The organism is Pantoea deleyi (assembly GCF_022647325.1).
Taxonomy (GTDB): Bacteria; Pseudomonadota; Gammaproteobacteria; order Enterobacterales; family Enterobacteriaceae; genus Pantoea; species Pantoea deleyi.
On sequence record NZ_CP071405.1, the window covers coordinates 2,780,779 to 2,794,099 of the forward strand.

The window sequence follows — 13,321 nt, forward strand, 5'->3', positions numbered from 1 at the left end:
AGGCCTACTCCCAGCGCTGCGCGGCCTGATGGTCGCTGTCGCGGGCATCCACCCAGCGGTCGCCCTGCTCTGTGGCTTCGCGCTTCCAGAACGGTGCGCGGGTCTTCAGGTAATCCATGATGAACTCTGCGGCAGAAAAGGCGCTGCCGCGATGGGCGCTGGTGACGCCCACCAGCACGATCTCATCGCCGGGAAACAGCTCACCGACACGGTGGATCACCGTGACGCGCTGCAGCGGCCAGCGTTCACGCGCCGCGTCGACGATCTCCTGCAGCGCTTTCTCGGTCATGCCGGGATAGTGCTCCAGGGTCAGCGCGGCGACGTCATCGCCCAGATTATGATTGCGGACTTTGCCGGTAAAGGTCACGACCGCCCCATCCTCATCACAGGCCGCCAGCCAGCGATAAGCTTCTGCCATATCGAAAGGCGCGGGGCCAACCCGAATCTGCGTCTCCATCTCAGCCTCCGGTCACGGGCGGGAAAAAGGCGACTTCATCCCCGTCATGCAGCGGATGGGTCATCGGCACCAGCGTCTGATTCACGGCAGCCAGCAGTTTGCCCGACTCCAGTGCCAGCGCCCAGCGGTCGTCCCGATCGGCCAGTGCCGCGCGCAGCGTGGCCACATCCGGATAGTCCGCAGCCACCTCAAGCGACGCGGTGCCGGTCAGCTCACGCACCTGGGCAAAAAACAGCACGTTAATCATGCGTCACCGCCTGAAAATCGCCGCTTTTGCCGCCGCTTTTGCTGATTAAACGCAGCTGGTCGATAACGATGTCCTTCTGCACCGCTTTGCACATGTCGTAGATGGTCAGCGCGGCCACCGAGGCGGCCGTCAGCGCTTCCATCTCTACGCCGGTCTTGCCGGTCAGACGGCAGAGCGAGGTGATGCGCACCCGGCTGTGCTCCGGTTCCGCTTCCAGATTAACTTCCACCTTGCTCAGCATCAGCGGATGGCAGAGCGGGATCAGCTCCCAGGTGCGCTTCGCGGCCTGGATCCCGGCGATGCGCGCGGTGGCGAAAACATCCCCTTTGTGGTGACGGCCTTCGATGATCATCTGCAGCGTGTCCGGCTGCATCAGCACCCGCACTTCGGCCCGCGCTTCGCGCACGGTGTCGGCTTTGGCGGAGACATCCACCATGTGTGCTTCGCCCGCCGCGTTAATGTGTGTGAGTTGAGACATACGTACCGTTCTTACCGTTTCTTCAGATGTGAGACAAAATTGCAGGGTGCAGTCCGCGCGTCGAGCTGATCCACGATAATGCGCTCCCAGGCCGTGCGGCAGGCGCTGGTGGAGCCCGGCACGGCCAGAATCAGCGTCCCGTTAGCCAGACCGGCAACGGCGCGCGACTGCAGCGTCGAGCCGCCAATCTCTTCATAGGAGATCATCCGGAACAGTTCGCCAAACCCGTCAATTTCGCGATCAAACAGCGGCAGCAGCGCTTCCGGCGTGCTGTTTTTCAGGTTAAAGCCGGTTCCGCCATTGATGATCACCACCTGCACATCGTCACTGGCAATCCAGCGCGACACCGTGGCGCGAATACGATAGAGATTTTCCGGCACGATGGCGTGATCGACCACCGCATGGCCCGCTTCCGCGGCGGCGGCGCGCAGATAGTCGCCGGACGTATCGTTGCTGGCATCGCGACGATCGGAGACCGTCATCACCGCAATCTGTACGGCCTGAAATTCGCTGGCGGATTTACCCATACTTCCTCCTGAAATTAGCCACCAATGTAAGAGAGATTCTGTGTGATGCCGGTGTTGCCCTGATGCAGGAAGTGCGTCTGCTTTTTCTGCCCCAGGCTGCTGGCAATCCGCGCCTGCAGTTCGGCCTGCTGATCGTCGGACGCCAGCAGATCGCGCAGCGGCACGCCGCCATCGCCAAACAGACAGAGGTGCAGATTGCCCTGCGCCGACACGCGCAGGCGATTGCAGCTGGCACAGAAATCTTTGGCGTAAGGCATGATCAGGCCGATTTCACCGACATAGTCGGGATGATAAAAGACCTGCGCCGGGCCGTCACTGCGCCCGCTTTCGCGACGCTGCCAGCCCTGGGCGATCAGCTGATCGCGGATCACGGTGCCGGAAACGTGCTGATCGCGGAACAGCGTACCGCCGTCGCCGGTTTCCATCAGTTCGATAAAGCGCAGCTGGATCGGCCGGGTGCGGATCCAGTCCAGGAAGGTGGCGAGATTACGGCTGTTGAGGTCGCGCATCAGCACGCTGTTGACTTTCACCTGGCGGAAGCCAGCGTCCAGCGCCGCGTCGATGCCGCTCATCACCTGATGAAACTTATCCTGGCCAGTGATGGCGTGAAACTGGCGCGCATCCAGGCTGTCGACGCTGACGTTGAGCGCGGTCAGCCCCGCCTCGCGCCACTGCTTCACATCGCGCGCCAGCCGGTAGCCGTTGGTGGTCACCGCAATCTGACGAATCGCGGCGTTTTCACGTACGGCGGCGATGATGTCGGTGAAGTCGCGGCGCAGCGACGGCTCGCCACCGGTCAGCCGCACTTTTTCCGTCCCGGCGGCGGCAAAGGCGCGCGTGACGCGACGGATTTCATCCAGTGAGAGAAAGCTTTTGTTACGAATTCCCTGCGGTTTATAGCCGTCAGGAAGACAGTAGGTACAGCGGAAATTACAGACATCCGTGACCGACAGGCGCAGGTAATAGAACTTACGCGCGTATGCATCAGTAAATTGTGACACCAGAACACCTTTCCAGATTGGGAGATGCAGTCATTTCTTCCTGCACCCTGGCAGCTCAGAGGCTACGGCCTGAACCCCCTATCCGCAGACGTAGGCATTCAGGCTTGAGTGTACGCTGACCCGTTGATCAGCGCGGTAACCATGATGGTAGCGTGATTTACGCCACTCTTCCATGTGCTGTTTTCGCTATATAATCTTATACATATCGAATTTTCACCGCATTTTCACGACAGGATACGTTAAAATACCCGCCAGATTTTGACGCAAGTCATCCGCGCGGGCTTAGCGATTAGAGCCTCGCCACGCGAACGGATTTTAAGGAGAAGTATGAATCGCACACTGGCCGATCTTGATCGCGTTGTGGCACTGGGTGGCGGACACGGTTTAGGCCGCGTCATGTCTGCCCTCTCCCCGCTGGGCTCGCGTCTGACCGGGATCGTCACCACCACCGATAACGGCGGGTCAACCGGCCGTATCCGGCGTTCCGAGGGCGGCATCGCCTGGGGCGACATGCGCAACTGCCTTAATCAGCTGATTGCGGAACCCAGCGTTGCGTCGGCGATGTTCGAGTATCGCTTTTCCGGCAACGGCGAGCTGGCCGGACATAACCTCGGCAACCTGATGCTGCGGGCGCTGGATCAGCTGAGCGTGCGTCCACTGGAGGCGATTAACATCATCCGCAACCTGCTGAAGGTGGATGCCTTTCTAATCCCGATGTCGGAGCAGCCGGTGGACCTGGTGGCGATGGATGCCGAAGGCAATATGGTGTATGGCGAGACCGCGATTGACGAGATGAAGCAGCCGCCGCAGGAGCTGATGCTGCATCCCAACGTGCAGCCCACGCGGGAGGCGCTGCAGGCCATCGCGGAGGCGGATCTGATCCTGATCGGGCCTGGCAGCTTTTACACCAGCCTGATGCCGATCCTGCTGATGGAGGAGATGGCGCAGGCGCTGCGCCGCACGCCCGCCACCATGGTCTTCATCGGCAATCTGGGCCGCGAACTGAGCCCGGCCGCCGCCAGCCTGACGGTCGCCGACAAGCTGCAGATGATGGAGCGTTATATCGGCAAGCGGGTGATCGATGCTGTGGTCGTCGGTCCTGCGGTGGCGACCGACGGCATCGGGAATCGCCTGATTGTCCGTGAACCGCTGGAGGCCGCCGACATCCGCTATCGTCACGACCGCCAGCTGTTGCGGGTGGCGCTGGAACACGCCATTCAGGGCGTTTAACGGCCCTACGAGGCCGCAATAAACAGCGTGCGCAGCTCATGCAGCTGATCGCGCACGCTGGCCGCCTGCTCGAACTCCAGGTTCTGTGCATGCTGCTGCATCTGCCCTTCCAGTTCGTGGATCTTCTTCTGCAACGCCTGCGGCGTTAACGTCATCAGATCGGCCTGCGCCTGAGCTTCGCCCGGGCGGGCCGGCTTCGCTTTGCCGCGTGTTTTCACCACGTTGTTGCCGAGTTCCAGAATATCGGTGATCTTCTTATTCAGGCCCTGCGGCACGATGCCATTCTTCTCGTTGTGCAGCTGCTGCTTCTCACGGCGGCGCTCGGTCTCTTCGATAGCACGCGCCATCGACGGCGTGATTTTATCGCCGTAGAGGATCGCCTTGCCGTTGATGTTACGCGCCGCACGACCGATGGTCTGGATCAGCGAGCGCTCAGAGCGCAGGAAGCCCTCTTTGTCCGCGTCCAGAATCGCCACCAGCGACACTTCCGGCATATCCAGCCCCTCACGCAGTAAGTTGATGCCGACCAGCACATCAAACTCTCCCAGACGCAGGTCGCGGATAATCTCCATACGCTCGACGGTGTCGATATCCGAGTGCAGATAGCGCACCTTCTCGCCATGTTCGGTCAGATACTCGGTAAGATCTTCCGCCATACGCTTGGTCAGCACCGTCACCAGGATACGTTCGTTGATCGCCACGCGCTGGCGGATCTCCGACAGCAGATCGTCGACCTGGGTGCCCACGGGCCGCACTTCGATGATCGGATCCAGCAGGCCGGTCGGACGCACCACCTGATCCACCACCTCGTTGCCCGATTTCTCCAGCTCATATTTGCCCGGCGTCGCCGAGACGTAGATGGTCTGCGGGGCCAGCGCCTCAAACTCTTCAAACTTCATCGGACGGTTATCGAGCGCCGACGGCAGGCGGAAACCATACTCCACCAGCGTCTCTTTACGCGCCCGGTCGCCTTTGTACATGCCGCCAATCTGCGGGATGGTAACGTGGGACTCATCCACCACCAGCAGGCCATCGGCGGGCAGGTAGTCAAACAGCGTCGGCGGCGCTTCGCCCGGTCCGCGCGCAGAGAGGTAGCGCGAATAGTTTTCGATGCCCGAGCAGTACCCCAGCTCGCTCATCATCTCCAGGTCAAACTGGGTTCGCTGAGTGATGCGCTGCTCTTCCAGCAGTTTGTTGTTCTCCAGCAGCACCCGGCGGCGATCCGCCAGCTCCACTTTGATCTCCTCCATCGCCTGCAGGATGCGTTCGCGCGGCGTCACGTAGTGCGTTTTGGGGTAGATCGTGAAGCGCGGCACCACCGAATCAACCTGGCCGGTCAGCGGGTCAAACAGCGACAGCCGCTCCACCTCTTCGTCGAACAGCTCAACCCGCAGGGCGATATCGTCCGATTCCGCCGGGAAGATGTCGATCACCTCGCCGCGCACCCGGAAAGTACCACGCTGGAACGCCTGGTCGTTGCGGGTGTACTGCAGCTCGGAGAGGCGACGCAGGATGCTGCGCTGATCGATGATCATGCCACGGGTCAGGTGCAGCATCATTTTCAGATAGAGATCGGGATCGCCCAGACCATAAATCGCCGAAACCGAGGCCACCACGATGACATCGCGCCGCTCCAGCAGCGCCTTGGTTGCCGAGAGACGCATCTGCTCGATGTGCTCGTTCACCGACGCATCTTTTTCGATGAAGGTGTCGGAGCTGGGCACGTAGGCTTCCGGCTGATAGTAGTCGTAGTAAGAAACGAAAAACTCCACGGCGTTATCCGGGAAAAACTCTTTCATCTCGCCGTAGAGCTGGGCCGCCAGCGTCTTGTTCGGTGCCAGTACCATGGTCGGACGATTAAGGTCGGCAATCACGTTGGCGACGGTAAAGGTCTTGCCGGAACCGGTCACCCCCAACAGCGTCTGATGGGCCAGTCCATCCTCCAGCCCCTCTTCCAGGCGACGGATCGCCTCAGGCTGGTCGCCCGAAGGTTTAAAGGCGGAGTTCAATTTAAAGGCTTTACTCATGAATGCAGTTCCTGCTGGAGAAGTCGGCGGGCAGGCACTTATTTTACTCTGCTATGGTGATTTTGCCAGAAAAAAATACTGGATATAAAAACAGTAATGGTGCAATGTGGAGGCGAGAGGCGCGATCATTGCCGCCTCGGCAATGACGCTGACCCGGTGCAAAGTTTGTTGCGCAAGGTTATCCCCAGGAGAGGATCGGATTTAACATTTGTCAATAGAACGTCATAAAATTACAGTTCGGTTACCTGACAGAGAATTTGCAGGCTTGTTTTTTGATAACCAACTGATTTTATTAGCGTAAGGCTATAAGGCCAGATTCTCATCATTATGTTACCAGGCCCCGTATTTCCTCGCTTCCAACTGGTTTTCATGACCTAATGCACAAGGTTATCCACAGGAATGGTGGATAAGTGACGGCAGCCCCGCCGCCATCAGCTGTGTATAATTTTTCCCTGCCCGCCCGCGGCCCCGAAAATAATTTTTTTTGCGTTAAATTTCGCGCGGGTCAGTGACGGATAATTCTGCAATTTTGCGCTGTCGCCTGGCCCGTCACGCAAAATTTCACCAATCCACTAAGATTCTTAATCAGATGTCCTGCTTCTTCACCGCCCGCCTGCACCAGAAACAGTGCTTCGCAGCACTGCAAAAGTGCAGGCGCGTGGTTGCCGTGGGAAATTGATAAGTTTTTCTCACCTTTCTTTCCGGAAGCAGGCCGCCGCCGCCGCAAAACAGGGCCATTTTCAGATCTGGCCTGGTAATTGCAGCATCTCATCGCGCCACCGGAATCTGTGCGCGCGAAGCGGCAATGGCAAGACGACCGTTGCTGATGACTGGGTTGCCAGACGACAGAGAGCGGAAGCAATCAGGCTAATGATCGGGAAGGAGAGTGTCAGATGCTGAGTTTACGTTCGGTCAATCAATTTTACGGTCAGAACCATATTCTGTGGGATGTGGACCTGGACCTGTCGCCTGGCACCTGCACCGGCATTCTGGGTCGGCCCGGCATGGGGAAAACCACGCTGGTGAACTGCATTATGGGCAGGCTGCCGATTAACAGCGGCTCCATCTCCTGGAAAGAGGATGGCTCCCCGCCGGAAGATCTGCTGCTGCAACCGGCTGAACAGCGGGCGCAGATGGGCATTGGCTATGTTCCGCAGGGGCGTCATATTTTTACCCAGATGAGCGTGGAGGATAATCTGCTGATTGCGCTGCTGGCCGGTGCCAGCCAGCAGGATCGCCACCGCGCCATTCCCGAAATGGTCTTCGATCTCTTTCCCGCGCTCTACTCACTGCGCCAGCAGCGCAGCGGCGATCTGCCCATCGATCAGCAGCAGCAGCTGGCCCTGGCGCGCGCGCTGGTGCTGCAGCCCAAGCTGCTGATTCTGGATGAGCCGACCGACGGCATGTCACCGTGGCTGGAAGAGGAGATGGGTAACCTGATCCGCCGGCTTAACCTGGACTACGGGCTGACTATCCTGCTGCTGGAGCAGCGTCTGTCGCTGATCCGCCGGGTGGCCGACTATTTTCTGCTGCTGCACCGTGGCCGTAACGTGGCGCAGGGCAGCATGGCGCAGCTGGACGACCACACCGTCGATAAATGGCTGACCGTGGCCTGACAGGCCGGCGCAGGAGCGCACAGCACAGCCTGGCGGACAGGGTGTGCTGCGCACGCCGGAGAACGATGAAAGGCTGACCCGGCGCTTACTCCGGCAGTGTCAGATAGTGACCGCAGTCGGCCTGCTGCGCCGCCTCGGTGAACCAGGGCAGCGTGCCCAGACAGGGGGCCGGCAGGCGGTTTTTCAGGCTGGTGAGATACTCCGCATAGCGCCTGCCCGGTGGCTCGACGGTGTTGGCGATCCAGCCCAGCAGCGGCAGGCCGCGCGCCCGTATCGCCTCTGCGGTCAGCAGGGCGTGGTTGATGCAGCCCAGCTTAATCCCCACCACCAGAATCACCGGCAGTTGTTCGCTGACCACCCAGTCCGCATAGGTATGCGTTTCAGACAGCGGCGTGTACCAGCCGCCCGCGCCCTCCACCAGAATCCAGTCTGCCAGCGGCTCCAGCGCCGCCAGCCCGGCCGACAGGGCCAGATGGGTGATCGGCCTGCCCTCTTCGGCGCTGACGATGTGCGGTGAGGTCGGCTCCATAAACGCCATCGGATTGACCTGCTGATAGGTCAGCGGCACGTTGCTGTAGCGCTGCAGCGCCAGGGCATCGCTGTTGCGGATGCCGTCCGGCGTCAGCTCACAACCGGAGGCCACCGGCTTGTAGCCCGCGCAGCGATAGCCTGCGGCGGCGGCGGCCTGCAGCAGCGCGCCGCTGGCGACCGTTTTACCGACTTCGGTGTCAGTTCCGGTAATAAACAGGCGTTTCATGATGCGGTTACTCCATAGATTAAATGGTAACTCAGACGATAGCCGTGCCGATCGCGCGGCCAGTGCGCCTCCAGCTGGCTGAGACGTTGTCGGGTTAAGATCTGGCCGTCGCGCCCCTGATGCAGATGGGTTGCCCCGATCCCCTTCAGGGATCGCATCGCGCTGAGTGCGTCGGGAAAGTGCAGCGTCACCCGCTCCGAGGTGCAGCAGAGTTGCTGAGCGTGGCAGGCTGCGGCAATCTGCGGCTCGCTGAGAAAGCGGTTGGCGTGCGGCATGGCATCCAGATGTGACCAGGCCTCATGCACCTCCTGCAGCGACCCGTCGCCCAGCGTGGAGAACAGCAGCACGCCGCCGGGCCGGAGTACCCGCCGGAACTGGCCCAGCGCGCCGGGCAGATCGTCACTCCACTGCACCGCCAGATTGCTCCACACCACGTCCGTCGAGTTCTCCGCCAGCGGCAGCGCATCGATGTCCCCGATCAGATAGTGCTGCGCGGCATCGTTGTCCCGCGCCTGTTGCAGCATCTGTACAGAGAGATCCAGCGCCGTGACCTGTTTGCCGCGTTCACGCCACAGACGGCTGTACCAGCCCGTGCCGCAGCCGGCATCCAGCAGCTGCAGGCCGCTCTGTGCGGGCGCACGCGCCAGCAGCGCATCCCCGCTGAGGCGCTGCAGCGCGGCGTGCGCATCGTATCCGCCCGCCGCCCGGCCAAAGGCGCGCGCCACCGCCTGTTTATCAACCCGCAGCGTCATGCAGCGCCTCCAGTAAGCGATCGATATCGTCCGGGCGATGCGCCGCCGTCAGAGTGATGCGCAGCCGCGCCGTGCCCGGCGGCACGGTAGGTGGCCGGATCGCACTGACCCAGCAGCCCGCCTCCGCCAGCCGCCGGGAGAGCGCCAGCGCCGCCCTGTTTTCGCCCACCTGCAGCGGCTGAATCGCGCTGGCTGATGGCATCAGTTGCCACGGCAGCGACGCCGCCCCGCGCCGGAAATGCGCAATGTTCTGCTGCAGCTGCTGACGCAGCGCGTCGCCCTGCTGAATTTCGCGCAGCGCCGCCTGCAGCGCGACCGCCTGGGCTGCGGGCATCGCCGTTGAGTAGATAAGATGGCGGCTGAACTGTAAAAAGTAGTCGGCGGTGTCGGCATCGCAGAGCAGCGCGGCTCCGCTGACGCCAAACGCCTTGCCAAAGGTGACCACCAGCAGCGCCGGTTTAACGCCCTGCTGCCAGCAGCTGCCGCGCCCCTGCTCGCCCACCACGCCGATGCCGTGCGCATCATCCACCAGCAGCCAGCCTTCGGCCTGCCGTGTCTGCTGCGCCAGGGCGGCCAGCGGCGCGCTGTCGCCATCCATGCTGAAGATGCCTTCCGTCACCACCAGCGTCTCGCCAGCACAGGGGGCGGCGAGCCGTGCCGCCAGGCTCTCCGGCGCGTTATGGGTGAAACGTCGCAGCTGAGCCGGGCTGTGGCTGGCGGCGTCGAGCAGCGACGCGTGGCTGAGCCTGTCCGCCAGGATGCGGTCGTCCTTCTCGGCCAGCAGATGAATCACCGCCTGATTCGCCGCAAAACCGGAGATAAACAGCAGCGCCCGGTCGTAGCCGAGCCACGCCGCCAGCTCCGCCTCCAGATCGGCGTGCTGGCGGTGATAACCGGTGACATGCCCCGAGGCGCCTGCGCCCGCGCCCGCCAGCGCCGCGCCCTGCTGCCAGGCGGCGATCACCGCCGGATGCCGGGTTAGGCCAAGGTAGTCATTGCTGGAGAAGTGAAGATAGTCGCGGCCACCGCTCCGCAGCGTGCGGGTCGACTGCTGCTCGATGACCCGACGCTGCCGCCAGCCGTCCGCCGCACGGCGCTGCTCCAGCGCCTGCCGGAGTCGTTGCTGCCAGCTCATTACAGCGCCGCGTTGTAGAACTGTTCAGTGTCGGCATGGAAGAGCTGCTCGCTGAGCGCCTGTGCCTGCTGCTGATCGCCGTGATGGGTGTGGGTATGCTCCGGGTTCAGCCCCAGTTTGCGGAACAGCACGCGGTCTTTGTCCTCTTCCGGATTTGGCGTGGTCAGCAGTTTGCAGCCGTAGAAAATCGAGTTGGCCCCGGCCATAAAGCACATCGCCTGGGTCTGCTCGCTCATCTGCTCACGGCCCGCCGACAGACGGACGTGGGAGGTCGGCATCATGATACGCGCCACCGCGATGGTGCGGATAAAATCGAACGGCTCCACATCCTCGTTATCGGCCAGCGGCGTGCCTTTGACCTTGACCAGCATGTTGATCGGCACGCTCTCCGGCGGCGTCGGCAGATTGGCTAACTGCACCAGCAGCCCGGCGCGGTCGTTTACGGTTTCGCCCAGGCCGACGATGCCGCCTGAACAGACCTTAATTCCGGCGTCGCGCACTTTACCCAGCGTATCCAGACGCTCCTGATAGCTGCGGGTGGTGATGATGGAGCCATAGAATTCCGGCGAGGTGTCGAGGTTATGGTTGTAGAAATCCAGGCCCGCGCCCGCCAGGCGCTGCGCCTGCTGCTCGCTGAGGGTACCCAGCGTCATGCAGGTCTCCATCCCCATCGCTTTCACGCCTTCCACCATCTTTTCCAGATAGGGCATGTCGCGCTCATGCGGGTTTTTCCACGCCGCGCCCATGCAGAAACGGGTCGAACCGGCGGCTTTGGCCTGACGCGCAGAGGTCAGGACCTCCTCGACTTCCATCAGCCGTTCCGACTCCAGGCCGGTCTTGTAACGCGCGCTCTGCGGGCAATATTTGCAGTCTTCCGGACAGGCGCCGGTTTTGATCGACAGCAGGGTGCTGACCTGCACCTGGCGCGGATCGAAGTGCTCACGATGCACCTGCTGTGCTTTAAACATCAGTTCAAGAAAAGGTGCATCAAACAGGGCTTGCGCCTGTGCAATTGTCCAGCGTTGAGCCATTACTTACTCCAGAAAAGGGTGTCATCCCGACGAAAAGCAGGGTTATACTTGTAAACTATATTTTTTTATTTTGGTTTACAACTCCGATGACTACCCCCGTTTTTTCCGCAGACGATGCCCGCTTTGATCGCCAGCATATCTGGCATCCCTACACTTCGATGCAGGATCCGCTGCCCTGCTATCCGGTGGTCGCCGCGCACGGTTTCCAGCTGCAGCTGGCCGACGGGCGCGAACTGGTGGACGGCATGTCCTCGTGGTGGGCGGCGATCCACGGCTACAACCATCCGCGTCTGAACCGGGCGCTGACGGAGCAGGCTTCGCAGATGTCGCACGTCATGTTTGGCGGCATTACCCATCCGGCGGCGGTGGCGCTCTGCCGTCAGCTGGTGGCGATGACGCCCGATCCGCTGGAATGTGTCTTCCTGGCCGATTCCGGTTCGGTGGCGGTGGAAGTCTCGATGAAGATGGCGCTGCAGTACTGGCTCGGACGGGGCGAGACCCGCCAGCAGTTCCTGACGCTGAAACGCGGCTATCACGGCGATACTTTTGCCGCGATGTCGGTGTGCGATCCCGAAAACTCAATGCACAGTCTGTGGCGCGGATATCTGCCCGAACATCACTTTGCCGCCGCCCCGGCCTGCGGCTTTGATGAGGCGTGGAACCCGGCTGATTTCGACGACTTCGCCCGGCTTATCGAAACGCATCACCGGCAGCTGGCGGCGGTGATCCTGGAGCCGATCGTGCAGGGCGCAGGCGGCATGCGTCTCTATCATCCGCGCTACCTGCAGCAGGTGCGGGAGGCGTGCGACCGCTATGGTGTGCTGCTGATTGCCGATGAGATCGCCACCGGTTTCGGCCGCACCGGCAAACTGTTCGCCTGTGAACATGCGGGCATCACGCCGGATATCCTCTGCGTCGGTAAAGCGCTGACCGGCGGCATGATGACGCTCTCCGCTACCCTGACCACCCGCGAGGTGGCCGACACCATCAGCCGCAGCGCGGCCGGGTGCTTTATGCATGGCCCGACCTTTATGGGCAATCCGCTGGCCTGCGCGGTGGCGGCAGAGAGCCTGACCATGCTGGCCGAGGGGCACTGGCAGCAGCAGGTGGCGCGTATTGAACAGCAGCTGCGGGCCGAGCTGCTGCCGCTGCGCCACGCACCGCAGGTGGCGGATGTGCGCGTGCTGGGCGCGATTGGCGTGGTAGAGACACATCAGCCGGTCAATATGGCGGCGCTGCAGCAGTTCTTTGTGGAACAGGGTGTCTGGATCCGGCCGTTTGGCCGGCTCATCTACCTGATGCCGCCCTATATCATTACGCCACAGGCGCTGAGTCAGCTGGTGCAGGCGATCGGCGGCGCGCTGGCGCATCCGCAACATTTTAGCGGCTGAGGCGGGTGGCCCCCTGGCACAGATGGCGCTTTTGGTTATGATGAAAGACTATTCATCGACAATCGAGGAGATGTGATGCGCATTGTGAGTCAGGATTTTAATGACGGCGAGAAGATGCCTGAAAAGCATGTTTTCAACGGCATGGGGTATCAGGGCGAGAATATCTCTCCCCATCTGGCCTGGGAAGCGGCCCCCGAAGGCACCAAAAGTTTTGTGGTGACCTGCTACGATCCTGATGCGCCGACCGGTTCCGGCTGGTGGCACTGGGTAGTAGCGAACATTCCGGCCAGCACCACGTCGCTGCCGCAGGGCGCCGGTTCCGGCAAGGCCTCACTGCCTGCTGGCGCGATCCAGACCCGTACCGATTTCGGTCAGGCGGGCTACGGTGGCGCCGCGCCGCCACAGGGCGAAACTCATCGCTACATCTTCACCGTGCATGCGCTGGATGTGGAGACGATTGAGGTGGATGAGGGTGCCAGCGGCGCAATGGTCGGCTTTAACGTGCATTTCCACGCGCTGGCGAGCGCCTCGCTGACCGTGAACTATCAGTAATTCAGCCGGGAACAGGGCTGGAGGAGGCAGGCACCGCGAGCCAGAAAGGGCGATTTGGGCGTCTGAATCTGACGTTGTTTGCGGTGTCTGCAGCAGACCTTCACGCCACTCCCGGCCGGG

14 protein-coding genes and 1 riboswitch are annotated in these 13,321 nt (G+C 61.7%); of the genes, 4 read left to right on the plus strand and 10 right to left on the minus strand.

Features of this window, described 5'->3' with window-relative positions; translation table 11 throughout:
- Positions 1-4 precede the first annotated feature (4 nt).
- The 5 genes from moaE to moaA all read right to left on the minus strand — a co-directional run bounded on the left by moaE (position 5) and on the right by moaA (position 2,710).
- On the minus strand, positions 5-457 hold the full coding sequence (moaE, locus tag J1C59_RS13085) for a molybdopterin synthase catalytic subunit MoaE (protein WP_128086109.1): 453 nt from the start codon (positions 455-457) through the stop codon (positions 5-7).
- 1 nt (position 458) lies between these two features.
- Positions 459-704 carry a molybdopterin synthase sulfur carrier subunit gene (moaD, locus tag J1C59_RS13090; RefSeq protein WP_128086110.1) on the minus strand — a complete coding sequence of 82 codons (246 nt, stop codon included), beginning with the start codon at positions 702-704 and terminating at the stop codon, positions 459-461.
- Positions 697-1,182 carry a cyclic pyranopterin monophosphate synthase MoaC gene (moaC, locus tag J1C59_RS13095; RefSeq protein WP_128086111.1) on the minus strand — a complete coding sequence of 162 codons (486 nt, stop codon included), beginning with the start codon at positions 1,180-1,182 and terminating at the stop codon, positions 697-699. Before moaC ends, moaD begins: the two co-directional genes overlap by 8 nt.
- An 11-nt stretch (positions 1,183-1,193) precedes the next feature.
- Complete coding sequence (gene moaB, locus J1C59_RS13100; RefSeq protein WP_128086112.1) at positions 1,194-1,709, minus strand: molybdenum cofactor biosynthesis protein B; 516 nt, start codon at positions 1,707-1,709, stop codon at positions 1,194-1,196.
- Positions 1,710-1,723: 14 nt separating this feature from the next.
- Positions 1,724-2,710: a GTP 3',8-cyclase MoaA gene (moaA, locus tag J1C59_RS13105; protein WP_111139824.1), complete on the minus strand. Its 987-nt coding sequence runs from the start codon at positions 2,708-2,710 to the stop codon at positions 1,724-1,726.
- Positions 2,700-2,833: riboswitch (molybdenum cofactor riboswitch) on the minus strand. (Overlaps the previous gene by 11 nt.)
- Positions 2,834-3,037: 204 nt before the next feature.
- Here moaA and J1C59_RS13110 point away from each other — a divergent pair.
- Entirely contained in the window at positions 3,038-3,940 is a 903-nt protein-coding gene (locus tag J1C59_RS13110; protein WP_128086113.1) for a gluconeogenesis factor YvcK family protein, read from the plus strand.
- A 5-nt stretch (positions 3,941-3,945) separates the two neighbouring features.
- Here the strand turns inward: J1C59_RS13110 and uvrB are convergent, their stop codons facing one another.
- Entirely contained in the window at positions 3,946-5,967 is a 2,022-nt protein-coding gene (uvrB, locus tag J1C59_RS13115) for an excinuclease ABC subunit UvrB (protein WP_128086114.1), read from the minus strand.
- Between the two features lie 893 nt (positions 5,968-6,860).
- Here uvrB and J1C59_RS13120 point away from each other — a divergent pair.
- Complete coding sequence (locus J1C59_RS13120; RefSeq protein WP_128086115.1) at positions 6,861-7,583, plus strand: ABC transporter ATP-binding protein; 723 nt, start codon at positions 6,861-6,863, stop codon at positions 7,581-7,583.
- 85 nt (positions 7,584-7,668) lie between these two features.
- Here the strand turns inward: J1C59_RS13120 and bioD are convergent, their stop codons facing one another.
- The 4 genes from bioD to bioB are packed head-to-tail and all read right to left on the minus strand — an operon-like array spanning position 7,669 to position 11,258.
- On the minus strand, positions 7,669-8,340 hold the full coding sequence (gene bioD, locus J1C59_RS13125) for a dethiobiotin synthase (protein WP_128086116.1): 672 nt from the start codon (positions 8,338-8,340) through the stop codon (positions 7,669-7,671).
- On the minus strand, positions 8,337-9,092 hold the full coding sequence (gene bioC, locus J1C59_RS13130; RefSeq protein WP_140917147.1) for a malonyl-ACP O-methyltransferase BioC: 756 nt from the start codon (positions 9,090-9,092) through the stop codon (positions 8,337-8,339). The genes bioD and bioC overlap by 4 nt, the downstream gene beginning before the upstream one ends.
- The gene (bioF, locus tag J1C59_RS13135; protein ID WP_140917146.1) at positions 9,076-10,227 is read right to left on the minus strand and encodes an 8-amino-7-oxononanoate synthase; all 1,152 of its coding nucleotides are present in this window, start codon (positions 10,225-10,227) and stop codon (positions 9,076-9,078) included. Before bioF ends, bioC begins: the two co-directional genes overlap by 17 nt.
- On the minus strand, positions 10,227-11,258 hold the full coding sequence (gene bioB / locus J1C59_RS13140) for a biotin synthase BioB (RefSeq protein WP_128086720.1): 1,032 nt from the start codon (positions 11,256-11,258) through the stop codon (positions 10,227-10,229). The genes bioF and bioB overlap by 1 nt, the downstream gene beginning before the upstream one ends.
- Before the next feature lie 86 nt (positions 11,259-11,344).
- Between bioB and bioA the strand changes: the two genes are divergently transcribed.
- On the plus strand, positions 11,345-12,649 hold the full coding sequence (gene bioA / locus J1C59_RS13145) for an adenosylmethionine--8-amino-7-oxononanoate transaminase (RefSeq protein ID WP_128086721.1): 1,305 nt from the start codon (positions 11,345-11,347) through the stop codon (positions 12,647-12,649).
- Between the two features lie 75 nt (positions 12,650-12,724).
- The gene (locus J1C59_RS13150; RefSeq protein WP_128086722.1) at positions 12,725-13,201 is read left to right on the plus strand and encodes a kinase inhibitor; all 477 of its coding nucleotides are present in this window, start codon (positions 12,725-12,727) and stop codon (positions 13,199-13,201) included.
- Positions 13,202-13,321: the final 120 nt, after the last annotated feature.